The sequence below is a fragment of the Lutibacter holmesii genome (assembly GCF_042679665.1).
Classification (GTDB): domain Bacteria; phylum Bacteroidota; class Bacteroidia; order Flavobacteriales; family Flavobacteriaceae; genus Lutibacter; species Lutibacter holmesii.
This window is the reverse complement of sequence record NZ_JBHTMV010000004.1, coordinates 284,632-308,766: the sequence shown is the minus strand read 5'-3', so window position 1 is coordinate 308,766 and position 24,135 is coordinate 284,632. Positions and strand designations below refer to the sequence as shown.

General features: G+C 29.6%; 19 protein-coding genes. 14 read left to right on the top strand and 5 right to left on the bottom strand.

All coding sequences use genetic code 11. The annotated features are described in order from the left end of the window. Positions 1 to 63 precede the first annotated feature (63 nt). Complete coding sequence (gene sucD / locus ACFQ5N_RS09690) at positions 64 to 936, top strand: succinate--CoA ligase subunit alpha (protein WP_386809296.1); 873 nt, start codon at positions 64 to 66, stop codon at positions 934 to 936. 71 nt (positions 937 to 1,007) lie between these two features. Here sucD and ACFQ5N_RS09685 read toward each other — a convergent pair whose 3' ends face one another. After that, positions 1,008 to 3,914 (bottom strand): TonB-dependent receptor, encoded by a 2,907-nt coding sequence (locus ACFQ5N_RS09685; protein ID WP_386809295.1) that lies wholly within the window; start codon positions 3,912 to 3,914, stop codon positions 1,008 to 1,010. A gap of 476 nt (positions 3,915 to 4,390) precedes the next feature. Here ACFQ5N_RS09685 and fabG point away from each other — a divergent pair, with 476 nt between their 5' ends. The 3 genes from fabG to ACFQ5N_RS09670 all read left to right on the top strand — a co-directional run bounded on the left by fabG (position 4,391) and on the right by ACFQ5N_RS09670 (position 8,204). Then, complete coding sequence (gene fabG / locus ACFQ5N_RS09680; RefSeq protein WP_386809294.1) at positions 4,391 to 5,137, top strand: 3-oxoacyl-[acyl-carrier-protein] reductase; 747 nt, start codon at positions 4,391 to 4,393, stop codon at positions 5,135 to 5,137. 12 nt (positions 5,138 to 5,149) lie between these two features. Beyond that, on the top strand, positions 5,150 to 7,180 hold the full coding sequence (locus tag ACFQ5N_RS09675) for a vWA domain-containing protein (protein ID WP_386809293.1): 2,031 nt from the start codon (positions 5,150 to 5,152) through the stop codon (positions 7,178 to 7,180). Positions 7,181 to 7,373: 193 nt separating this feature from the next. Next, positions 7,374 to 8,204, top strand: a complete 831-nt coding sequence (locus ACFQ5N_RS09670; protein WP_386809718.1) for a prohibitin family protein — start codon at positions 7,374 to 7,376, stop codon at positions 8,202 to 8,204. A gap of 50 nt (positions 8,205 to 8,254) precedes the next feature. On the opposite strand, the gene ACFQ5N_RS09665 is transcribed toward ACFQ5N_RS09670, so the two are convergent. Next, positions 8,255 to 9,373, bottom strand: coding sequence for an LOG family protein (locus tag ACFQ5N_RS09665; protein WP_386809292.1), 1,119 nt, complete (start codon positions 9,371 to 9,373; stop codon positions 8,255 to 8,257). Positions 9,374 to 9,417: 44 nt separating this feature from the next. Further along, entirely contained in the window at positions 9,418 to 10,251 is an 834-nt protein-coding gene (locus tag ACFQ5N_RS09660; protein WP_386809291.1) for a carboxypeptidase-like regulatory domain-containing protein, read from the bottom strand. A 645-nt stretch (positions 10,252 to 10,896) separates the two neighbouring features. Here ACFQ5N_RS09660 and ACFQ5N_RS09655 point away from each other — a divergent pair. The 3 genes from ACFQ5N_RS09655 to ACFQ5N_RS09645 all read left to right on the top strand — a co-directional run bounded on the left by ACFQ5N_RS09655 (position 10,897) and on the right by ACFQ5N_RS09645 (position 13,023). Then, complete coding sequence (locus ACFQ5N_RS09655) at positions 10,897 to 11,283, top strand: MarR family winged helix-turn-helix transcriptional regulator (protein WP_386809290.1); 387 nt, start codon at positions 10,897 to 10,899, stop codon at positions 11,281 to 11,283. 391 nt (positions 11,284 to 11,674) lie between these two features. Then, the gene (locus ACFQ5N_RS09650; RefSeq protein WP_386809289.1) at positions 11,675 to 12,169 is read left to right on the top strand and encodes a CAP domain-containing protein; all 495 of its coding nucleotides are present in this window, start codon (positions 11,675 to 11,677) and stop codon (positions 12,167 to 12,169) included. Positions 12,170 to 12,636: 467 nt separating this feature from the next. Further along, positions 12,637 to 13,023, top strand: coding sequence for an acyl-CoA thioesterase (locus ACFQ5N_RS09645; RefSeq protein WP_386809288.1), 387 nt, complete (start codon positions 12,637 to 12,639; stop codon positions 13,021 to 13,023). A 1-nt stretch (position 13,024) separates the two neighbouring features. On the opposite strand, the gene ACFQ5N_RS09640 is transcribed toward ACFQ5N_RS09645, so the two are convergent. Further along, a complete protein-coding gene (locus ACFQ5N_RS09640) occupies positions 13,025 to 14,257 on the bottom strand; it encodes a glycosyltransferase family 4 protein (protein ID WP_386809287.1) in 1,233 nt (410 codons plus the stop codon). 32 nt (positions 14,258 to 14,289) lie between these two features. Further along, on the bottom strand, positions 14,290 to 14,727 hold the full coding sequence (locus tag ACFQ5N_RS09635) for a hypothetical protein (RefSeq protein ID WP_386809286.1): 438 nt from the start codon (positions 14,725 to 14,727) through the stop codon (positions 14,290 to 14,292). Positions 14,728 to 15,010: 283 nt separating this feature from the next. Between ACFQ5N_RS09635 and ACFQ5N_RS09630 the strand changes: the two genes are divergently transcribed. The 7 genes from ACFQ5N_RS09630 (at position 15,011) to ACFQ5N_RS09600 (ending at position 24,087) form a co-directional block, all read left to right on the top strand. After that, a complete protein-coding gene (locus ACFQ5N_RS09630) occupies positions 15,011 to 16,213 on the top strand; it encodes an Nramp family divalent metal transporter (protein ID WP_386809285.1) in 1,203 nt (400 codons plus the stop codon). Between the two features lie 11 nt (positions 16,214 to 16,224). Continuing rightward, complete coding sequence (gene pxpA / locus ACFQ5N_RS09625) at positions 16,225 to 16,950, top strand: 5-oxoprolinase subunit PxpA (protein ID WP_386809284.1); 726 nt, start codon at positions 16,225 to 16,227, stop codon at positions 16,948 to 16,950. After that, positions 16,943 to 17,659, top strand: a complete 717-nt coding sequence (gene pxpB, locus ACFQ5N_RS09620; RefSeq protein ID WP_386809283.1) for a 5-oxoprolinase subunit PxpB — start codon at positions 16,943 to 16,945, stop codon at positions 17,657 to 17,659. Before pxpA ends, pxpB begins: the two co-directional genes overlap by 8 nt. After that, positions 17,652 to 18,497, top strand: coding sequence for a 5-oxoprolinase subunit C family protein (locus ACFQ5N_RS09615; RefSeq protein WP_386809282.1), 846 nt, complete (start codon positions 17,652 to 17,654; stop codon positions 18,495 to 18,497). The genes pxpB and ACFQ5N_RS09615 overlap by 8 nt, the downstream gene beginning before the upstream one ends. Positions 18,498 to 18,927: 430 nt before the next feature. After that, the gene (locus ACFQ5N_RS09610) at positions 18,928 to 19,368 is read left to right on the top strand and encodes a cold-shock protein (RefSeq protein ID WP_386809281.1); all 441 of its coding nucleotides are present in this window, start codon (positions 18,928 to 18,930) and stop codon (positions 19,366 to 19,368) included. Positions 19,369 to 19,496: 128 nt separating this feature from the next. After that, on the top strand, positions 19,497 to 20,612 hold the full coding sequence (locus ACFQ5N_RS09605; protein ID WP_386809280.1) for a DEAD/DEAH box helicase: 1,116 nt from the start codon (positions 19,497 to 19,499) through the stop codon (positions 20,610 to 20,612). A gap of 250 nt (positions 20,613 to 20,862) precedes the next feature. Beyond that, positions 20,863 to 24,087 (top strand): VPS10 domain-containing protein, encoded by a 3,225-nt coding sequence (locus ACFQ5N_RS09600; RefSeq protein ID WP_386809279.1) that lies wholly within the window; start codon positions 20,863 to 20,865, stop codon positions 24,085 to 24,087. Positions 24,088 to 24,135 lie beyond the last annotated feature (48 nt).

The window sequence follows — 24,135 nt, the reverse complement described above, 5'->3', positions numbered from 1 at the left end:
AAACAGATAAAAAATTACATTTGTAAGAAAGCAATAACTAACTAACTAAATAAATATTTTTAAATGAGCGTTTTAGTAAACAAAGATTCTAATATTATAGTACAAGGTTTTACTGGAGGTGAAGGAACTTTCCACGCATCTCAAATGATTGAATATGGAACAAATGTAGTTGGAGGAGTTACTCCAGGTAAAGGTGGTCAAATTCATTTAGATAAACCGGTTTTTAATACAGTGCAAGATGCAGTAGATGCTGTAGCTGCTGATACTTCAATTATTTTTGTACCACCAGCGTTTGCAGCCGATGCAATAATGGAAGCTGCTGCTGCAGGAATTAAAGTGATTATTTGTATTACTGAAGGAATTCCGGTAGCTGATATGGTAAAAGTAAAAGCTTATATTGAAAATAAAGATTGTAGATTAGTTGGCCCTAACTGTCCAGGAGTAATTACACCTGAAGAGGCTAAAGTTGGTATTATGCCAGGCTTTATATTTAAAAAAGGAAAAGTAGGGATTGTTTCTAAATCGGGAACATTAACTTATGAAGCAGCTGACCAAGTTGTAAAACAAGGATACGGAATTACTACTGCTATTGGTATTGGTGGTGATCCTATTATTGGAACAACTACAAAAGAAGCTGTTGAATTATTAATGAATGATGACGATACAGAGTGTATTGTTATGATTGGTGAAATTGGTGGTCAATTAGAAGCAGAAGCTGCTCGTTGGGTAAAAGCTGATGGAAATAGAAAACCTGTTGTTGGTTTTATTGCAGGTCAAACTGCTCCTAAAGGAAGAACAATGGGGCACGCTGGTGCAATTGTTGGTGGGGCAGATGATACAGCTCAAGCAAAAATGAAAATATTAGGTGAAAACGGAATTTATGTTGTTGATTCTCCAGCAAAAATTGGAGCAAAAGTAGCTGAAATTTTAGGTTAACATATTTATTATTCAAAAAAAAACGCTATCCATTATTTTAATGGATAGCGTTTTTTATATCAGAATAGTTTTTATTGAAGTATAAAGTTTAACCTTGCAAATAAGAAACGTCCACTAATACCAAATTGTTGCGATCTTCTTGACCAATCAAATCTACCGCCACTTCTGTTAGTTCCAGTTTGAGTATTTCCATTAGCATCAGTATACGTAATTGATTCTTTTGCTCTATCAGGATATATATCAAATAAATTGTTTGCACCAATAGTGATAGTAGTACTTTCAGCTAATTTATAACCAACAGATAAATCTGTTACTATTTTAGAACCAAATACTTGTTGTAAGCCAGTGTTTGTTGTTGCTTCTGTAACTTCGCCAAACCAAACGTTACGTAGAAATACATTAAATTTATCTGTAGTTAAGCTATTTGATAAATTAATTTTTGTTCTAGGCACAGCCTCTTCTAAATAAACTCTACTATCTTCAGGGAAATAAGTGTCTACTAAACCAGCATTTTCTAAAACTTCAGAAGCATTTATATCACCAACTTGAACTGTTTTTGAAAATGTTCCAGATAAATCATTTTTTAATTTCATAGTTTCACCTAACATTAAATCTTGTGTAATTACAATATCTAATCCTTTTGATTCTGTGTCTATTGCATTAGCAAAAAATGATGCAGCAGTTGCATTGGCTTGTGCTAATAAATTGTCCAGTTCTGTACCAGTTCCTGGGCCTTTAAATTGTCCGGTATAAACAACTCTATCATCAATTCCAACCCAATAACCATCAACTGTAATTGTTAAATGAGCACTTGGAATTTTAGATGTAAAACCTAAGCTAATACTTTTAGAAGTTTCTTCTTTTAATTGAGGAATTCCTAAAAGTTCTGCAGCTCTACTATCATTTGCAAAAGTTCCAACCTCTTGGGGATCTCCATTTTGATCAAATATTGTTGAAGTTGAATTAAAGTTTAACTGGTGTAATGATGGTGCTCTAAAACCTGTGTTAAATGCTGCTCTTAAATTTGTATTGTCACCAACTTTTACTCTTGTGGCAGCTTTAAAGTTTAGTGTAGATCCAAAATCTGAATAGTTTTCATAACGTGTAGCAAAACTTGCTAAAAAACTTTCTGAAATATCGGCTTCAACATCAAAATAACCAGCAACACTGCTTCTTCCTCTTGATAATTCATTTTTAGGGCTAAATCCAGGGAATACTTGTGAGCCTCCTGGTCTTGAGTTTCCAAAAAAGTCTTCTGCAGGATCTTGAGATGATAATGTAATAACTTGTCCTTCAGAGGTGTATTGGGAGTAAGAAGCTTCTTCACCTGCTAGTATTTCATAATTTTCTACACGATATTCAGTACCAAAAGCAATATTCAATCCTTCTAAAACATCATCGTAAAACTTACTAATATCTAAGTTTGTAGTGTTTTGTGCAAACGAAAATCCACCAGCATCAAATGTTGTAGGAGAGGAGTTTCCCATTGAGGCATTTGACGTATTTCCAATAGTGTACAAAAATTCGTTTTTACCATACGTATTACTAAAATCGATATCCCATTCAGATATTTTCCCTTTAATTCCAATAGCAAAAGATTGATCATTAATTGCTGAATTAATTTCAGGTAAAAATCCATTCACATATGCAGGAGTGTATGTTCTACTTTGGTTAGGTAGCCTGTAAAATCCTGCTGAATTTCCTACTCTTGAGCTAATACCAGCAAAAGCATACAATTCAGTTCCGTCATCATTTAAAGGAACAGATAAATTTGCAAATAAGCGACCACCACGTAAAGAAGATTGTCCAACTCTCATATTAAAATCGCTTCTAACCATTCCTCTAGAAGCTAATTCTGCAGTTGTATTATCGGCGCTTAAAATACTTTGAAGTTCAGATTTTGTTGCGTTTGGATCTAAACCTAATCCTGCTAAATTTCCATAGTAAATTACATCAGAAACATCATCATCTAATAAATTAGATAAGTCGTAACCATCATTATAAGCTTCACCTTCAACTGTATTGTATAGGTTAAATATGTTTCCTTCCCATTCTTTCATTCTGTTATAATCTTGTCTAACATCAAAATCTCCTGTGAAATTTATAAAACCACCTCTATTTCCAAGTTGTAAACCATAGTTTGCACTTACGTTTGTGGTTTCACCATCAACACCACCAGTTTGTGAGTTTGCATTTTTTGAGAAATTAGCACCAGTGGTAACGTTAAAGTTTAAAACATTTGTGCTTCTTTTTAATACAATATTAATTACACCAGCAATGGCATCAGATCCATATTGTGCTGCAGCACCATCTCTTAAAACTTCAATTCGTTCTATTGATGAAGCAGGAATTGCATTTAAATCTGTTCCAACGCTACCTCTACCAAATGTTCCGTTAACATTGATTAATGATGAAGTATGTCTTCTTTTACCATTTACCAAAACCAACACTTGATCTGGACCTAAACCTCTTAATGACGCAGGATCTATATGGTCTGTACCATCAGAAATAGTTTGTGTGTTTGATGTAAATGAAGGAGCCACATAATTAAGTATTTGATTTAAGTTTACTTGTGGACCGGCAGTAACTATTTCAGAAACATTTATAATATCTACAGGAACAGATGTGTCAACAGCTGTTCTGTTTGGGTTTCTTGATCCAACTACAAGTATTTCATCTAAAGATACACCTGAAACAAGAATTACATCATAAACGTCTGTACCATCCATTTGTAATTTATACTCGTTATAACCAACATATGTAAATATAAGATTTTCACTTGATTCTACTTTTATGCTGTACTTTCCATCAAAATCTGTGGTAGTTCCTCTTGTAGTACCTTCAACCGTTATTGTAACACCAGGTAATGGAGCTTTGTTAACGTCTGTTACTGTTCCTGATACTTGATTTGATTGTGCAAATATTACCATAGAAAATAGTAATATAATTGTTGTAATAAATTGTTTTTTTTGTTTCATACATTTTTTTTTAAAATTAATAAAGGACTGTTGCTATGTGTTTTTTAAATAAAACCAAATTGTCTTTATTTAAGAGTTATGTTAAAATTATGTTATATGTTTAATAAAAATTGATGTTAAATTAATATAATTGTGTTTATTATTGATTTTATTAAAAATAATACAATTCGAATTATTAAGATTAAATTGTCTTTTTAAAACCATGTAAAAATACAATTTACTAGATATGAGTTGTTTATGATTTTTGATAATTTGAGAAGTAATGAAAGAATGACTTTTATCATAAACGCTGATATCCTGTGTTTTATGAAAAGTTTTTTTAATTATAAAATAATTTGTTAAAAGAATAATAAAGCAAAAAAGTGATATTAGAGGCTTATTTTAATGAAATTGAATCACTTAAAATGAGCAGCTTTGTTTGTAGGATTTTTTTTATAAATGTGTATCTTTGATTAAAATAAAATAGAGTAGAATATATGAAACTTTTAGAAAACAAAACTGCTTTAATAACTGGAGCAACAAGAGGAATAGGTAGAGGAATTGCAATTGTTTTTGCAAAACAAGGTGCTAATGTTGCATTTACATTTAATTCATCTGTTGAAGCAGCTCAAGAATTAGAAAAAGAGTTAGAATCATACGGAGTAAAAGCAAAAGGTTATCAATCAAACGCTGCAAAGTTTGATGCAGCGCAAGAATTGGCTGCAACAGTTTTAAAAGAATTTGGAACAATTGATGTATTAATAAATAATGCTGGTATTACAAAAGATAATTTATTGATGCGTATTTCTGAAGCTGATTTTGATCAAGTAATTGAAGTAAATTTAAAATCTGTTTTTAATTTAACAAAAGCAGTAATAAGACCAATGATGAAACAACGCGCTGGATCTATTATTAATATGAGTTCTGTTGTGGGATTAAAAGGAAACGCTGGTCAAGCAAATTATGCAGCTTCAAAATCTGGTATTTTAGGCTTTACAAAATCTGTGGCTTTAGAGTTAGGTTCAAGAAATATTCGTTGTAATACTATTGCACCAGGTTTTATTGAAACTGAAATGACTGGAAAATTAAATGAAGATGTTGTGCAAGGATGGAGAGATTCTATTCCTTTAAAAAGAGGAGGAACGCCAGAAGATATTGCAAATGCTTGTGTGTTTTTAGCATCAGATATGAGTTCTTACATAACAGGTCAAACGTTAAGTGTTGACGGTGGAATGTTAACATAAAACCTTATAAAATTGGAGACGGTTACCTTGTTATACATACTTTTAGTAGTAGTAGGCGCATTTATTTTAGCCGTATTTCAATATATATTTAAATCAAAAGAGAAAAGCCAATTGAATTATTGGCTTTCTTTTTTGCGTTTTTTAACACTTTTTTCCATAGGTATTTTGTTTATAAATCCTTCTATAAAAAAAAGGATTGTAGAGATTGTAAAACCTACATTATTGGTAGCTGTTGATAATTCAGCTTCCATAAAAAACAATACATTAGATTCAACAGTGCAAAAAGTTGTAGCATCTGTACGATCTAATTTGGCGTTAAATTCAACCTATGATGTTGCTTATTATTCTTTTGGAGGGAATGTAAAAACATTAGATTCTCTTAATTTTAATGCTTCTGAAACAAATATTTCAAAACCATTACAAACTTTTTCTAAAATTTATAAAGATGGTGTAAATCCTGTAATTTTAATAACTGATGGTAATTCAACAACGGGTTCTGCTGTTGAGTTTTCTACTTATAAAAGTCCGGTTTACCCTTTTGTAGTTGGTGATACTACGGTAATTGATGATATTTATATTCGTCAATTAAATACAAATAGTTATAGTTTTATAAATAACCAATTTCCGGTTGAAGTTTTTATAAATTATGAAGGAACTAAAGCAGTAACTAAAAAATTATCAGTTTATAACAAAGGAAAAAAAGTATATGCTGAAGTTTTTAATTTTTCAAAAAGTGAACGCAGTAAAACCGCCAATTTTTATTTAAACTCAACAGCAAGTGGAATTCAATATTTTACGGCTAGTATTGAAACTTTAAACGGTGAGAAAAACACTATAAATAATTCAAAAACATTTAGCGTAGAAGTAATTGAAGAAACTTCGCAAGTGTTGGTTTTAACATCTGTATTGCATCCAGATTTAGGAATGTTAAAAAAATCTATTGAAAGTAATAAACAGCGTTCTGTTACAATTCAAAATATAAAAGATTTTAAAATTGCTGAAGCATTAAATTATCAGTTAATAATTGCATATCAACCAACAAAAGATTTTGAATTGATTTTTTCAGAAATGAATACATCTAAAATTAATTTTTTAATTGTGACAGGTGTAAGTACTGATTGGAATTTTTTAAACAATGCACAACCATTTTTTAAGAAGGAAATAGTAGCGGCTTCAGAAAACTATCTACCACATTTCAACCCAAATTACGCTACATTTATTAATGAAGACATTGGATTTTCAGAATTTGCTCCTTTAGAAAATTCATTTGGAGATCTTAAATTTTCTATTCCTTATAAAACAGTTTTATTTAAAAAAATAGGCGCAATAGAAACAGAGCAACCGTTATTAGCAACTTTTGAAATAGAAAATCAAAAAGGCGGAATTTTAGTAGGTGAAAATAGTTGGCGATGGCGTATGAATAGCTTTATAGCAACAAAATCATTTGAAACTTTTGATGGATTTATGGCAAATTTAATGCAGTATTTAACATCAAATCTTAAAAATAAGAGGTTAAACACTTCTGTAAAACCATTATTTTATTCAAATGAATTGATTGAGGTTACTGCTAGTTATTTTGATAAAAATTTAAATTTAGATAGTAGAGTAAAGCTATGGTTAACAGTTAGTAATAAAGAAACTAATTTTTTGTTGAAAACACCATTTGCTCTAAATAATAATCGCTTTGTTGCTGAATTATCTGATTTACCCGCTGCAGAATACAGCTATGAAGTGACTGTTGAGAATCAATTAGAGCGCGTTACAGGAAAATTTAAAATAATACCATTTGAATTAGAACAGCAGTTTAGTCAATCAAATGACCAAGAATTAAAAAAACTATCAGAAAAAACTTCAGGAAAAATATTTTACACCAATCAACAAGAAAAATTAATCTCTTCGTTATTAGAAGCAAACACAGCTAAAAGTATTCAAAAATCTAATGTTGTAAAAACACCTTTAATTAATTGGAAATGGATATTAGGTTTTATTTTGTTTTTATTAAGTGTTGAGTGGTTTACACGCAAATATTATGGTAAAATTTAATTGTTTGTTGTGTTAAAAATTGGGGTAAGTTTTATTTTAAACTGAATATAAATTCAGTTAAAAACGAATAAAACAGAACTATTAAAATTAAACTGTTTTTAAAGGCATTTTTTATTTTAAATAAACTTAAAATGTAAATAGAAATAAAATCTGTTTTGTATTTTTGAATAAATTAAAAACTAAATTAAAAATTATGGCCAATAACGGACAATTACAATTACCAAAAACTTTAATGCCTTTTATATTATTAGGAATTATAGCTATTATATTTTTATCAAAATCTACTATTACTATTGATGCCGGTGAAGCGGGTGTTTTATGGAAACGTTTTGATGGCGGTGTAGTAACTGATGAACCACCTTTAGGAGAGGGGTTTCATATTGTTGCACCTTGGAATAACGTTATTGTTTATGAAGTACGTCAGCAAGAATTGTATGAGACAATGAAAGTACTTTCTTCAAACGGATTAGATATTTTATTAGAAACATCTACTTGGTATTTACCAAAAGCGAATGAGTTAGGTGCTTTACACCAACAAATTGGTGAAAATTATTTAGAACGTATTATTAAACCAGCATTAAGGTCTGCTGCACGTAGTGTGGTTGGACGTTATACTCCAGAGCAATTGTATTCAAGCAAAAGAGATGTAATTCAAAATGAAATTTTTGAGGAAACAAAATTAATTTTAGATGCGCAGCATATTCAATTAAATGATGTGTTAGTAAGAGATGTTACGTTACCTGCAACAATTAAAGATGCCATTGAACGTAAATTAAAACAAGAACAAGAATCTTTAGAATATGAATTTAGATTAGTTACAGCATCTAAAGAAGCTGAAAAAGTACGTATTGAAGCTCAAGGTAAAGCAGATGCCAACCGTATTTTAAGTGCATCATTAAATGATATGATTTTAAGAGATAAAGGAATTGAAGCAACGTTAGAATTATCAAATTCATCAAATAGCAAAGTAATTGTTATTGGAAGCGGAAAAAGCGGAATGCCAATTATTTTAGGAAATCAATAGACAGTATTCGTATAAAAAAAACGGCAACCAATTGGTTGCCTTTTTTTTGTTTATGCTTTTGGGAATTTTTCAATTTCTTCAATAACATCTTCTTGTTTATCATAAATTGAAAGAATCATATTTTTGTATTTTTCTTCAGCGGTTAAACTTTGTAGAAGTGGGTAAATAGGTCTATTTTTTGTCCAATATTCTTTGTTTAAAAATACCATTGGACTAGCAAAGCCATAACTTAAATAATGATTTTGTGTTGCATCTTGAAATATTTCTTGAATTGTTCCAGCACTACCTGGAGAAAAAATAACACCACCTTTTGCAATGGCTAATAAACCTTCTTCACGCACACTATTGGCAAAATATTTAGCAATATTTGTGGCAAATGGAGTAGGAGGTTCATGACCGTAAAGCCAAGTAGGAATACCCAAACTTTTATAATTTGAAGTTGGATATTTTTCAAGAACTTTAAATGACTGATCTAACCATAATTCGTCATTGTATATTGGAGCTATTGATAGCATTTCAATAGCATCAACTAATTCTGCATCAGATTTACCACCAAACCAAGCACCAACGTGTGTTGCTTCCATTGCGCCCGGGCCACCACCAGAAATCATTAAATAACCTAATTCTGTTAGTTTTTTACTAATTCGAGCAACAGATAAAAAATTGTCGTCATTTCTTGAAAGTCCGTGACCACCCATTATAGCCACAATTTTTCTTTTTTCGTAGGAAGATATAAAATCGTTTAGTGCATTTGTAATAGAATGGTCGTGTAAACGTCTTGTTAAAGTTTCTTTAATATCTTGTGCTTCTTTCCCGTGTTTAATAAAATGATTGTAAACAACCTTGTCTAGCGTTTGCTCATAACTTTTAGGAATACCAATTTTGTAATTATTATAAAGCGTTTCTTTTGTATATAATTTATTTATAAAAGGATTGAACGGAGCTTTAATTTGAGGGAAAATGAGACAGTCTTCTGAAACATGTGTGTTAATATGATCAGGAATTGTACATCCTAAAAATATACAGTTGTAAAAAGAAACATTTGTTCCTAAATTAAAAATAGTGTTAAAATCTATATTTTGAAAAGCGTAATACCTTAATTCATTTTCAAACTCAAGAACTTTTATTAAATCTGAATTTGATTCAATTTCTTTATATTTATATTCCATTTTGAGTAGTTAAAAAAAGCCGCTAATTGCGACTTTTTAAAATTTTAATTTTTTGAGTTATTGTCTCTAACTGTACTTCCTTTTTTAATTGCTTTATAATTTTCATAACATAATAAAACGGCTTCCAAAAGCTGTAAATCGCTTGCTTGTTTTATAAAATAATCAGAATAATTACATTCGTTTAACAAATCATTTAGTTCAACAGCATCAACATTTAGGTATTCCATCATTAATTCTCTGTTAAATTTATCCTCCATCATTTGACGCAATGCATCATCATCTCGTAATTTTTTAATTTTTCGCAGTTGCTTTGGGTTTTTCCCAAATTTATCATACATCATATTAATGGGTTGAAACATTTTATCAACTGCAGAATTATAAGTTTTACTCGAACTAGAACCTGATTCATAGGTTTGAGAAATTCCGTTAATATGTATTCTAGCATACTTGTCTTTAGGAACGTTTTTGGCGTCAATTTCTAATACACCAACTAATTTATGTGATTTTACAACAACTTCATTAAATTGCTCTGCTTTCTCATGTAATTCAATTACAAGCTCGTTACCTTTTAATAAATCGTTAGTAATTTTTAACTTAATAGATTGAAAACCTAAATATGAAATGTATAACGTATCATTAGGTTTTGTGGTAATGGCAAATTTTCCGTCATCATCTGTAACCGCACCAATAACAGAGTTTAAATTAAATAAGTGAGCTCCTTTTAAAGGTGTTTTATTAAAATTACTTACAACTTGACCTTTTAATTGAATAGAGTTCTCTTCACTTTTATTTATAAGTGAGTCTTTCGCCTGTTGATCTTGAGAGTACGCTTTAATTGTAAATAAAACTAAAGCAATATATATAATGTTTTTTAGCATATGCAATTATACTGAATTTAACGAAAAATTTAGTTAAACAATTCAAAAAAGTGTGTCATATTTATGTGTTCTAAATGAAGAATTGCAATTATTTACTAGTTTTAAAATTAGTCGAAGATTTTTTGAGATTTGAATAATCGAAATATATAATGTTGATTTTTCTTTTTTACTGTTTTTAAGATAGATGAACATGAAAATCTACGGAAATGTTTATTGTTAAAATTCATTTAATTTGTTAATAATTGGCTGTTGGATAGTATAGTTATCAACAATTCTAAAGAAGTAATAAAAATAAATGGATTTTATTTTCTTCTTAATATTTACAATATTATTGTTACTTTTTATTATTTCCATATAAAGTTATTTATTTAATTAACTTCCTGAAAAACAAATAGTTGTACGTGTGTTTTAGTTGTGTAATTTGGCTTTTGATTTTTATTTTGTTTAGCTAATAGTGAATTCATTACCTGCTGAAATGGTTGGCTCAATAAAAGTTTTCAACAAAAAATTTTGGTAATTAAAACTATTGTATATACATTTGACGTATATACAATTATTGTGTAGGAAATTATCGTCCCTTCGAATTTGAATAGAAATGTTAAAATACAGACGTTAAATTTACCTGATTATACAATTGCAAATATTTTGCATACAGGTAACTGGATGAATGAAAAATTTTCAGATCATTTAAAAAAATATGGAATATCTATTCAACAATTTCAAGTTTTACGTTCATTAAAAGAATTGAAAGGAGCAGCAACCGATCTTCAATCTATACAAGCTGAAATGGTAAGTAAAAATAGTAATACAACTCGTTTGGTTGAAAAATTACGTTTAAAAGGATTAATTACTAGAAATCAGAATGAGAATAATAGGAGGAAAGTTGATATCCATATTACTAAAGAAGGATTAAAATTATTAAAGGAGATTGAAATTATTCATACAGCATTTGAAAATGAGATTGTTAGTAATTTAAATCCAACTGAAATAATAGCTCTAAATCAATTATTAGAGAAAATTAGAGATAAATAAATCAACCCTAAATTATTGGGTACTTTTAAAGCCTTGCGTTTTGAAAGTACCTTTAATTTAAACAAAATTTAATCAACCCTAACCACAAATCCCAAAGACATGAATTCTAAATTCATTTGCACACTCAACCCCGCTACTGTTATTTTAAGCAGTGAATTGTTTCTAGGTAAACCAAATAAACCTCAACCATCGAAACTTTTTTACCCAATTAATCTTATAATTTCATTATTTACATTGTTGAACAATGAAATTATTAGGTTAGTTGGTGTTTTAAATACAGTTGTATGTCATTCACTAAAATCTTTGCTCCCCACAACGGTACTATAAAAAATGGCAATACGGCTGTATTTAAAATAATAAAAAATCAACTCCAAAAACATTAACCCTACTTATGAAAACTTTAAATAAACTCTTAATCCCTTGTGTAATGCTTTGTTTTTTGTTTACATCTTGTTCATCAGATGATGATGGAATTTACTTTGATGAAACTGCAAATGCGAAAGTAGAATATTCTGAAATTGAGTTAGATATTCTTGAATTGGTAAATAATTATAGAATGTCTAAAGGCTTAATTTCTTTGAAAAAATTAAATATTATTTCAAGTGTTGCAGAAACACATACTGTTTATATGGCTGAAATGAACAAAGTTAGTCATGATTATTTTCCATTGAGACATCAGCAGCTTGTAGAAGATGCAGATGCTAAACTAGTTGGTGAAAATGTTGGTTTTGGGTTTGGAACAGCTCAAGGTGTTTTTGATGCTTGGATTAAAAGTGATAGCCATAGAGAAATAATTGAAAATTCAGATTATACACATTTTGGAATTTCAACAAAGAAAAATAATGAAGGAAGAAATTTTTTCACGCAAATATTTATTGAACGCTAAATTTAAATCTTTATATATTATGTTTTTAGTTAGAGAAAATGAAATTAAAACTAGGTTAAAAAGAATTTATATAAATACTTTAGTTCCTTATTTTGAATATAAAAATAAAAGTGGACTATTAATAACACCTAAAACAATATGCGTTTATTTGTAATTGAATAATTCTATAAATAAATTATTTATTGTTTTGATATTTAGATAATTACGGGAGGATTTCTTTAGGTTTGGGCATAAAAAAACAGCCGCAACACTAATAAACAAAACTGTCGTCCCCACGATAATTTCTTAAATAATGCTAGTTGTTACGACTGTAAGTTTTTTAACCAAATTTAAAAAAAATGTGGTTAAAAAACCTTTTTTATTGTATAACTTTAGGTTTTGTAAATTTACGGTATTGATTTTATAATTCCAATAAAATTTTAAATAATTGTTCAACTTTATCATTTATTCATTTTAAATTTAAATTCTTGAAAAATAATTACACATTTCACAAAATTGTTTCAGAAAATGCTATTGATAATTTAAACCATGTAAATAATCTTGTTTATTTAGAATGGGTGTTAAAAGCCGCCGAAAAGCATTGGAATAAATTGAGTTCTAAAATTATTAACCAAAAATATGTTTGGGTTGTTTTAAGGCACGAAATAGATTATATAGCTGCTGCTAAATTAGGTGATAAAATTACTATAGAAACTTGGATTGGAGAAAGTGTTGGTGTAAAATCAGACAGATATGTTGAAATTAAAAGAGGTAATAAGTTATTAGCAAAAGCAAAAACTACTTGGTGTTTGTTAGATAAAAAAAAAATGAGAGCAGTAAGAATTCCTACGGATGTTTTAGATATTTTAAATTAAATTATTTTTTGTTTTTTTCTTCAATCCATTTGGCAAGAAATTTTGTGCTTTTTAAAGTATGATGCATTAATAAAGAGCCCATAAAATTATTTAATCGGTGATTTTCCAAATTTTCTTCAAGTAACATAATTTTATCTTGCAGCTTGTTACCATATTTTGTTTTAGAAAAGCATTTATTTAGTATTATAGCTCCATTTTCTTGTGCTTTTTCCCATTCAATTTTATTGCTGTAGAGTTTAATTGCTTTTGTGGCAAAATCTGTTGGGTTGTCACAAATATACCCGTTCCACGACAGTTTTTTATGCATTGCTTCTGCACCAATAGAAGTAGTTACACTGGGTGTACCATATTTCATAGCATCTATTAATTTTCCTTTTAATCCAGCTCCAAATCGCAATGGAGCCAAACAAACTTTACTGTTTTTAAATATATTTTCAGTACTGTTTGCCCATCCTTTCACTAAAAAGCCTTCTTTTTTATTGTGAAGCTGTAAGGCTTTTTCTGAAACGTATGCGCCATAAACATGCATTTCAGCAGATGGTAATTGTTTTCTAATTAGTGGCCAAATATTATTTTTTAATTGCAATACAGCATCCCAATTTGGTTCATGTCTAAAATTTCCCATTGTCATAAAATGAGATCTATTCTCAAAAGACGGATATGAATTTATGGTTTCAGATGAAATGCTATTCATTAAAAAAGGAACGTATTGCAGTATCGTTTTCGGAATTTTAAACACTTTTTTTAATAATTTCATTTCATATTTTGAAATAATCAAAGTTAAGTCACACCTAAAAATACTTGCAATTTCACGTTTTGCCATCTCATTCATTAATTCTGAATTTGAAACTTTTGTGTTGTTTTTTAATGCTGTTTTACGAGCATTTCTTAAAAAGTGTAAATCTTCTGTATCTAAAATTCTAATTGCTTTTGGGCAGTTTTCGGATACTCTCCAACCAAATTGTTCTTCAGTTAAATACCTGTCAAACAAAACAATATCAGGGTTTAATTTGGTGATGAACAAATCAAAGCTAGCGTTGTTTAATTCAATTGAAACTGTTTTAATATGAATATTTTCTAAATTAAACATAGTTGGTGTTTTTGAGGCAGTACTAGCAAAAGTAATGGAGTAACCTTTTTGCTGAAACAATTCAATTAATTGTAACATTCTACTACCTGCAGCTGTAGCATTTGGTTCTGGCCAAACAAATCCAATAATCAATAGTTTTTTCATATCAATATCAAAAGTAAGAAATCAAATGATGCTTACTTGTAAAGCCAACCTTTATTTATTGCAATTTTAGAGTACCACACTAAAAATATAGAAATTACAATAATTAGAGTTGTCCAACCCATTTGAAACGCTGTAACTTCCATAAATTCTTGAATAAATAAATTATAGGTTGCTTGTACTAACACGCCAATTAATGATAGTATAAATAGAGTAAAAGTAATTTTTCTTTTTAATAAAAGTGTTACACATCCTAAGAAACCTCCAAAAACTGCTGTAGCATAAGCTGCAGTTGCCCAAGATTCCACATTTTTATAATATAATTGTTCGGGTTCAGATAATAAAGATAAAGCTTCATTAGTCATGTTAATTTGACTATAATAAGCTATAACTCCCATTAAATTCCATAGTAAAGCAATGCTGCCAATTATCCAAAAAGCTTTTGTAGGTTTAGTAGTTGATGTAGTCGTCATTTGTTAGTAATTTAGTTTGATTATTTAATAATTTTAAATATACAATTTTAACTTTAAAAAGCAATTCGTTGGCTGTTTTTGTATGTGGAATTTTCAATACAGAATTGTTGATTCTTTTGCTGATTAAATAATTGTTGAAGTTGACTTTTCATAAGTAGTGGTACATTTTTAATGAAAATTGATATAAAATTTGGCTTTATAATCTTATGATTAACCAAAATTACTATTTTTACTTTTAGTTGATTATTATTCTAGTTTGTACAATCAAAAAATTCTTTAAATAATGATAAAATGGTTTAAAAATATGGGACCTGGTGTATTAATTGCAGCTGCTTTTATTGGTCCGGGAACTGTAACTTTATGCACGTTGGCGGGAGTCAATTATGGTTATGCATTGTTATGGGCTTTAACATTGTCTATTATTGCTACAATTGTATTACAAGAAATGGCTGCGAGAGTTGGTATTATTGCTCAAGAAGGATTAGCTAGCATTATAAAAAAACAATTGAAATCACCTGTTTTAAGAAAAAGTGTACTGACTTTAATTTTTTCAGCTATTGTAATTGGGAATGCCGCTTATGAAGCTGGAAATATAAGTGGAGCATCTTTAGGAGCATCAGGTATTTTTAAAACGCTTCCTTTTTATGTTTTTCCAATTAGTATAGGTGTAATAGCTTTTTTGTTACTGTATATTGGGAAATACAAAATTATGGAGCGTAGTTTGGTGGTTTTAGTACTAATTATGAGTAGCTCTTTTATTGCTACTGCAATTATAACAAAACCAGATATTTCTGCATTTTTTAATGGAATGTTTGTTCCTCAATTTCCTGAAGGAAGTTTGCTTACAATTGTTGGCTTAGTGGGGACCACAGTTGTTCCTTATAATTTGTTTTTACACGCTTCTTTAGTTAAAGAAAAATGGAATACTCCAAAAGATTTAAAATTTGCTAGAATAGATACTGTTATCTCCATTATTTTAGGTGGTTTGGTATCTATGGCTATTATTGTTACTGCAACGTCTATTCAAGGGACAGAAATTAAAAATATTGCCGATTTATCTAAAGGTTTAGAACCGTTGTACGGTGATATGGCTACTTATTTTTTAGGAATTGGATTATTTGCTGCAGGAATAACTTCAGCAATTACTGCTCCTTTAGCAGCAGCTTATGTTGCAAACAGCTGTTTTGGATGGAATGCTAATTTGAAGGATTTAAAGTTTAGAATGGTTTGGGCAGTAGTGTTAATTTTAGGAGTAATTTTTTCATTACTAAAAATAAGTCCTATTGAAATAATTAAATTTGCACAAGTTGCTAACGGTATTTTATTGCCAGTTGTTGCTTTGTTTTTATTGTGGGTAGTAAATAAAACTAGCGTTTTAGGAATTTATAAAAACACAACTCTTCAAAATATCCTTTCTGGTATTATCATATTAATTACGCTAATTTTAGGATTTAAGAGTATTTTAAAAGTGTTTGAAATTTTATAAAAAGGAAAGAGATGATAGCTATTAATTGTGACGTTGGAGAAGGAGTGTATAACGAAGAGCTGTTAATGCCTTATATACAATCTTGTAATATTGCTTGTGGTGCGCACGCAGGTTCAAAAGATATCATAAATGAAGTTGTTGCTTTAGCTATAAAAAATAAAGTAAAAATAGGAGCGCATCCGTCATATCCAGACAAAGAAAACTTTGGTAGAAAAACAATGCTACTGTCAGAATTTGATTTAATTAATACCATAAGATCTCAAGTAAATTTATTGAAGCAAGAAGTTGAATTGCAAGGAGGAAAAGTTCATCACATTAAACCACACGGTGCATTGTATAATGATATAGCTAAAAATAAAAAATTAGCAAATCAGTTTTTAACGGCTATTTCGCCCTATAAAAATGATATTGTATTGTATGTTCCTTATGCTTCTGAAATTGAAACTTGTGCTTTGGAACAAGGATTTAATATTGTTTATGAAGTGTTTGCGGATAGAAATTACAATGACGATTTAAGTTTGGTTTCACGAACAAAAAAGGATGCCGTGTTAACTAGTTTACCCGCTATTATTAAACATGTTTTAGAAGTGATAAATACAAATAAAATCACAACTATATCAGGAGAAAAACATACTATAAAAGGAGCAACTTTTTGTGTGCATTCGGACACTGAAAATGCAGTTGATATTGTAAAAGGAATCTCAAAATTTAAAGAGGATTTTACTAAAAGTGAGTAATTATAAATTAACATATAAGCCTTTAGGTTCAGGTGCAATTCTAATTACTTGGCCAGCTATAATATCAGAAGAAATTTTGTTAGATATTCGTTGTTTTGTGTCAAAAATTGAAAATATAAAACATAAAGAAATACTTGATATAAATTTTATATATAATTCAATTTTAGTAAGTTATAATTATTTAAGTGTTGGTTTTGATGAATTGGTACTTGTTTTAAAATCTATGTATGAAGAAGGTGAGAATCATTTAGATGTTGTTAATACTGTTTGGAATATTCCTGTATGTTATTCAGAAGAGTTTGGTGTTGATTTAGCACTGCTTTCTTCTGAAAAAAATATGAGTATTGAAGAGATTGTAAACTTACATTGTAGCGTTACTTATACCGTATTTGGAATTGGGTTTTTACCTGGTTTTTTGTATTTAGGCGGTTTGCCAGAGAAGCTACATTTCTCAAGAAAAAATACACCTCGATTAATAGTGCCAAAAGGGTCAGTTGGAATAGGAGGAAATCAAACAGGAATTTATCCGCAAGATTCACCTGGCGGTTGGCAACTTATTGGAAAATCACCAGTAAATTTATTTGATGCTACTAATGAAATTCCATGTGATATTACACCAGGAGACAGAATTCAATTTTTTCCAATTTCTGTGGATGAATTTCACAAACAAGAAGTTTTACAATTAAAACCAACTATAATCCATGATTAAAGTATTGAGGCCTGGATTGCAATCATCTATACAAGATTTAGGTAGATTTCATTATCGGAAATATGGAGTTCCCATGAGTGGTACAATGGATGCCATATCAGCAGGTTTGGCAAATGGATTGTTAAATAATGATGAGAATGCTGCTGTAATAGAAATTACATTAAGTGGTCCAAAATTAGAATTTACTGTAAGTACAACCGCAGTTATAACAGGAGCAGAAATGTCGCCAGTTCTTAATAATTTACCAATTTCTAATTATAAAGTTTTTAAAGTTGAGCCTGGTGATATTTTATCATTTGGAAAATTAATAAAAGGTGCGCGTTGCTATTTAGCTGTAAAAGGCGGTTTTCAATCTCCTAAAGTTTTAGGAAGTCGTTCTTTTTACAAAGGTATTACACAGCAAGAAAGGTTTGTTAAGCAAGATATAATTGCTTTTAATACAAACAAAAACAATAATTTATTAAATAAAGGAGTTGTAAATAATAAACAACAGTTTTATGAAACTGAAAACATTAAAGTAACAAAAGGGCCAGAATTAGAGTTGTTTACACTAAAAGAACAGCAAGATATTTTGAGTAGAATTCATACTATTTCAAACAAAAGTAATAGAATGGGATATCGTTTAAACGAACAACTTGTGCCGCATGATTTTACAATTATTACAAGTCCAGTTTTACCTGGAACAATACAAATTGTACCTTCGGGACATCTTATTATTTTAATGAAAGATGGACAAACAACAGGTGGTTACCCACGTATTTTTCAACTAACAGAAAAATCAATTGCTATTTTAGCTCAAAAAAAATCTGGAGATCAATTCAAATTTATTTTAGAGTAATTACAATAAAATCATTAGGTAGAAAGGTTTCAGTATTTTATTATTGAATTGAAACAAAAAAAATGAACTTTATAATAGGGTAGAAATATATGTGAAAACTAGTTGAAGTAGAATGTAGCAAACCTTTCAAGAAGTTTTGATAAAAAACAACGCAAAGATTTGAGATTTACTTTTGGTTTAGAAGTAAAATAGGCTGTTGTTTATTGAGCAAGGTTTTTAAAATATAGAAGGCGTTATTCTTTTTTTGAAAATAGGATATCTTATTGTATATTTGCTTAAGTTTTATTCAATATTGTCTGATGATATTGATATACTTAAAACTAGTTATTGCTACCACTTGATATTGTTTTTGTTAATTACTTTACAATTCTTTTTTTAAGTCAACAATAATAATTAAATAACAACATTTAAAAAATAAGTTAATAAATTAATGGCAGGATCACAAGAAACCTTTGGTAAAAAGGAAAGAGAAAAGAAACGTTTGAAAAGAAAAAAAGACAAACAACTTAAAAAAGAAGAGCGTAAAGCTAACGGACAAGAAAGTATGTTTGTATATGTTGATGAATTTGGACAGTTAACTGATACGCCACCAGATCCAGCAAATAAAATAAAAGTTGATGCTTCTACAATTGAAATTGGTATTCCTAAAAAGGAAGATAGAGAAGAAGAGGAAGTAGCTGATAAAGTTGGTAAAGTTTCGTTTTTTGATACTTCTAAAGGATTTGGATTTATTCTTGATACAAACTCTCAAGAAAAATATTTTGTTCACGTTAGTGGATTAATTGATCAAATTGCTGAAAATGATAAAGTTACTTTTGAATTGGAAAAAGGTTTAAAAGGAATGAATGCTGTTAAAGTTAAAAAGATTTAATTTCAACAAAAATATATTTTTAAAAAAGCTACTTGTTTAAGTAGCTTTTTTTTTGCTTTTGTTTATCAAAATAAATAAAAATATAACACTTTAAATAAACGTATATTTGCACACTTAAAATTAACAATATGTCATCATTTTCACGATTAGGAGTTAAAAAAGAATATATAGCTGGTTTGAAAGAATTAGGAATTAAAAAACCAACAGAGATTCAAGAAAAAGTAATTCCAGTTTTATTAAAATCTAATACCGACTTTATTGGTTTAGCACAAACAGGAACAGGAAAAACTGCAGCTTTTGGACTTCCAATTTTACAAAGTATTAATACTTCATTAAATGAAGTACAAGGTTTAATTTTAACACCTACACGAGAGTTAGCGCAGCAAATAAAAAAGCAGTTATTCAAATTTACTAAATATGTCCCAGAAAGAATATTTGTTGAAGGTGTGTATGGTGGTGAAAAAATTGAAATTCAAATAAAAGCATTACAAAGAACAACACACATTATTGTTGCTACACCAGGAAGATTAATTGACTTGATAGAACGTAATGAAGTGCAACTAAATAATGTGAAAACCATTGTGTTAGATGAAGCAGATGAAATGCTGAGCATGGGTTTTAAACAAGATTTAAATAGAATATTAAAATATACAAGTGGTACAAGTAATACTTGGTTGTTTTCAGCTACGATGCCTGATGAAATTAAGAGAATTGTTAAATCGTATATGGACGTGAATGCACCTAGAATTGCGGTGAATAAAAATTCTATTGTAAATGCTAACATAACACATCAATTTATTACTACTGAAGTGAAAAATAAGCTAGATGTATTAATTCAATTGTTAGAAAAAAGGGGAGATGATAGAGGTATTATTTTTTGTAGAACTAAATTAGGTACTCAAAAATTAAAAGAAGAATTAAAAGAAGAAGGTTTTTCGGTTGCAGCTTTAGAAGGTGATATGCAACAAAGAGATCGTGAAAAAACAATGCGTGCCTTTAAAAACAAAAGTATTCAAATATTAATTTCAACAGATGTTTCAGCTAGAGGAATTGATGTTAGCAATTTAGCATTTGTAATTCATCATCAATTACCTGAACAATTAGAATATTATACACATAGAAGTGGTAGAACTGCAAGAGCCGGAAAAGCAGGTTATTCAATAGCCTTAATTACACCAAGCGAATTGCCTAAAGTTCATGAACTACAAAAAGCTTTAGGTATTAAGTTTATTGAATTAAAATAGAAATTAGTAAACATATTTAAAAATCAGATTTTATGATGCATCATAAAATCTGATTTTTTAGTTTTAGTAGTTATTCAATAATATCCATTCATTTTATATAATTTTCAATAAAAATTATTTTTGGGATATGTTTTTTAAAAAAATCATATTTTCAAACAGCTATTTATATGTATTTAGATAGGTAAAAAGTTAAAAAAAGATGTATTTTTATCTGAGTTTAAAAATAAAATAAAATTTAAGTATCTCAATTATGTACAAAACCCTAAAAAAAGGAATAATTCCTTTATTTGCTTTTTTAGTATTGTTTTCTTCGTTGGAAATAATTGCGCAAAAAAGTAAAAAGAAATCTAGTTCAAACCAAAAGCAGTTTGAATTAACCCCAAAAATGCTAAATATGTTCAAATTTAGAAGTATTGGACCTGCAGCTTATTCAGGTAGAATATCTGATTTGGCAGTAAATCCAGAAAACACTTCAGAATATTATGTTGGTGTGGCATCAGGTGGTTTGTGGAAAACAATGAATCATGGAACAACTTTTGAGCCAATTTTTGATGATCAAAAAGTATTTTCAATTGGGTGTTTGGCAATGGATCCAAACAATTCAAATGTAGTTTGGGTTGGAACGGGAGAAAATAATTCACAACGTAATTTGGCGTACGGTGATGGTGTTTATAAAACAACTGATGGTGGAAAATCATTTACCAATATGGGCTTAAAAACAAGTTCTCAAATTGGAAAAATTATGATAGACCCTAGAAATAGTAATGTTGTATATGTTGCAGCTCAAGGTCAAGCTTGGGGACCTGGAGGAGAAAGAGGTTTATACAAAACCATTGATGGTGGAAAAAACTGGAAGAGAGTATTGGAAATAGGTGAATACACCGGTGTTTCTGATATGGAAATGGATCCAAGAAACCCTGATGTTTTATACGCAAGTTCACATCAAAGAGAGCGTAGAGTTTATTCTAAAATTGATGGTGGACCAGAATCAGCTATTTATAAATCTGTAGATGCTGGTGAAACTTGGACAAAATTAAAAAAAGGATTACCTAAAGGTGATGTTGGAAGAATTGGTTTGTCTTTGGCTATTTCAAATCCTGATATTGTGTATGCTGTTATTGAATTACCGGGGAATAAAGGAGGTTTATATAGATCAAGTGATATGGGAGAAAGTTGGGAAAAAAGAAGCGACAAAGTTTCTGGAAGTCCGCAATATTACAATGAATTGTACACAGATCCAATTGATTCAAATGTGGTAATTTTAATGGATACCTATAATTCACTTTCAAATGACGGAGGTAAAACTTGGGAAAATATTGAAGGTAGTAATAAACACGTTGATAACCACGCTTTATGGATAGATCCAAATGATACCAACCATTATATTGCTGGTTGCGATGGTGGAATTTATGAAACGTATGACCGAGCTAAAACTTGGCAGTTTAAAAATAATTTGCCAATTACACAGTATTATCACGTAAGAACAGATAATGATTATCCTTTTTATAATGTGTATGGTGGTGCTCAAGACAATGGTTCTTGGTTTGGTCCATCGCAAACTCATAGAAGAAATATTGTGAATTCAGATTGGACATATACAATTGGTGGTGACGGGTATTTATCTATTCCAGATCCTAGCAATCCAGATATTCATTATTGTGAATCTCAATATTGCGGATTAAGACGTTATGATAGAACAACAGGAAATAGTATTTCTATTAAACCGCAACCAACAGAAGATGAAGTGTATAATTGGAATTGGAATACACCTTATTTTATAAGTAAATTTAATTCAAAAACATTATATGTTGGAGGAAATTATGTGTTGAAAAGTACAGATATGGGCGGAACTTGGAAAAAAGTAAGTGGAAAAATGACACGTGGTATTGATCAAAATACCTTGCCAATGATGGGGAAATTGTGGCAACCTGAAGCTGTTGCTAAAAATATGTCAACTTCAAAATTTGGTAATATTTTTGCGCTTTCAGAATCGCCTTTAAAACAAGGATTGTTGTACGCAGGTACCGATGATGGTTTAATTTGGATGACTGAAAATGATGGTGAAAACTGGAGTAAATATGAAAAATTTCCAGGTGTTCCAAATATGACATTTGTGAATTATATAACGCCTTCAAGGTTTGATGAAAGTACCGTGTACGCTTGTTTTGATGGTAGAAAAAATAGTAGTGATTTTACACCATATTTAATAAAAAGTACCGATAAAGGAAAAACTTGGAAATCTATAGCATCAAATTTACCTTCAGGAACAGTTTATTGTATTATTGAAGATACTAAAGATCCAAATATATTGTTTGTAGGAACAGAATGGGGTGTTTGGACAACCATTGATGGTGGTAAAAAATGGGTTCAAATTAAAAAAGGATTGCCAACTATTCAGGTGAAAGAATTAACTATTCAAGAACGTGAAAATGATTTAGTTGTTGCTACTTTTGGTCGTGGGTTTTACGTGTTAGATAACTATTCTTCATTAAGAAATTTATCTAATGAAGTTGCTCAAAAAGAAGCGCATTTGTTTCCAATTAATGATGCATTATTGTATTTCCCTTCAAGTAATTTAAATTATCAAGGTGATGTTTATTATAGAGCTCCAAACCCTAGACCAAGCGCTAAGTTTGAGTTTTTCATTAAAAACGGATTTGAAAGTTTAAAATCAAAGCGTCAAAAAAGAATGAATGCTGCTGAAAAATCAGGAGGTGAATTTGTATATCCAACAGGTGATGAATTGTTGGCTGAAAAAAGCGAGGTAAAACCTTCATTGGTTTTTACAATTTACGATTCGAATAATGAAATTATGCGAAAAATAACAGCTCCTCTTAAAAAAGGATATCAGTCTATTTCGTGGGATTTAAGTTATTTAACAAGAAGGGGGCCAAAAGTTCCGCCAGGAACTTATAAAGTTTCTATTGATAAAAATGAGAATGGTGTTTTTACGCGTTTGGTAGAACCACAATTATTTACTGTAAAATCTATTCCAAATGCATTAGGAACGGCTAATTATAAATCTAATTTTGAGTTTTTAAAAGCGGTGAATAGTTTAAATGTGAAAGTAACCTCAGCACAAGGTAAAATAGAAGCATTGAATACACAATTAAAAAGTATGAAGTCTATTTTAGGAAATACTGCTGTTGAAGCAAATGTGTTGGTTGCTAAAATTGATGCTTTACAGCAAGAAGTAAACGATGTTTCTAAAGTTTTAATTGGAGGTTTTGGAGCTAAAAACACGGTAGCAAGTAGATTGCGATTTGCAAGATATTCAACCGTTTCTGCTCAAGTTGATGTTACAGGTTCTCAAAAGGAGCAATTTGAGATTGCTGAAAAAACGTACAATGAAGAAGCATCTACATTAAATAATTTATTTGATGTAAAACTTCCAAATTTGGTTGAAGAATTTGAAGCCGCAGGAGGTGTTTTATATTCAACTCCACCATCAAGAAGACGTTTTTACGAAGAGTAATTAAAATTATAATTTGAGAGAACTGCCTAAAAAGTAATTACTTTATTT

Bases quoted from the DNA above. Each gene is read 5' to 3' on its own strand.
- sucD (WP_386809296.1), top strand. From the start codon at position 64: ATGAGCGTTTTAGTAAACAAAGATTCTAATATTATAGTACAAGGTTTT.
- ACFQ5N_RS09685 (WP_386809295.1), bottom strand. From the start codon at position 3,914: ATGAAACAAAAAAAACAATTTATTACAACAATTATATTACTATTTTCT.
- fabG (WP_386809294.1), top strand. From the start codon at position 4,391: ATGAAACTTTTAGAAAACAAAACTGCTTTAATAACTGGAGCAACAAGA.
- ACFQ5N_RS09670 (WP_386809718.1), top strand. From the start codon at position 7,374: ATGGCCAATAACGGACAATTACAATTACCAAAAACTTTAATGCCTTTT.
- ACFQ5N_RS09665 (WP_386809292.1), bottom strand. From the start codon at position 9,373: ATGGAATATAAATATAAAGAAATTGAATCAAATTCAGATTTAATAAAA.
- ACFQ5N_RS09660 (WP_386809291.1), bottom strand. From the start codon at position 10,251: ATGCTAAAAAACATTATATATATTGCTTTAGTTTTATTTACAATTAAA.
- ACFQ5N_RS09650 (WP_386809289.1), top strand. From the start codon at position 11,675: ATGAAAACTTTAAATAAACTCTTAATCCCTTGTGTAATGCTTTGTTTT.
- ACFQ5N_RS09640 (WP_386809287.1), bottom strand. From the start codon at position 14,257: ATGAAAAAACTATTGATTATTGGATTTGTTTGGCCAGAACCAAATGCT.
- ACFQ5N_RS09635 (WP_386809286.1), bottom strand. From the start codon at position 14,727: ATGACGACTACATCAACTACTAAACCTACAAAAGCTTTTTGGATAATT.
- ACFQ5N_RS09630 (WP_386809285.1), top strand. From the start codon at position 15,011: ATGATAAAATGGTTTAAAAATATGGGACCTGGTGTATTAATTGCAGCT.
- pxpA (WP_386809284.1), top strand. From the start codon at position 16,225: ATGATAGCTATTAATTGTGACGTTGGAGAAGGAGTGTATAACGAAGAG.
- ACFQ5N_RS09615 (WP_386809282.1), top strand. From the start codon at position 17,652: ATGATTAAAGTATTGAGGCCTGGATTGCAATCATCTATACAAGATTTA.
- ACFQ5N_RS09610 (WP_386809281.1), top strand. From the start codon at position 18,928: ATGGCAGGATCACAAGAAACCTTTGGTAAAAAGGAAAGAGAAAAGAAA.
- ACFQ5N_RS09605 (WP_386809280.1), top strand. From the start codon at position 19,497: ATGTCATCATTTTCACGATTAGGAGTTAAAAAAGAATATATAGCTGGT.
- ACFQ5N_RS09600 (WP_386809279.1), top strand. From the start codon at position 20,863: ATGTACAAAACCCTAAAAAAAGGAATAATTCCTTTATTTGCTTTTTTA.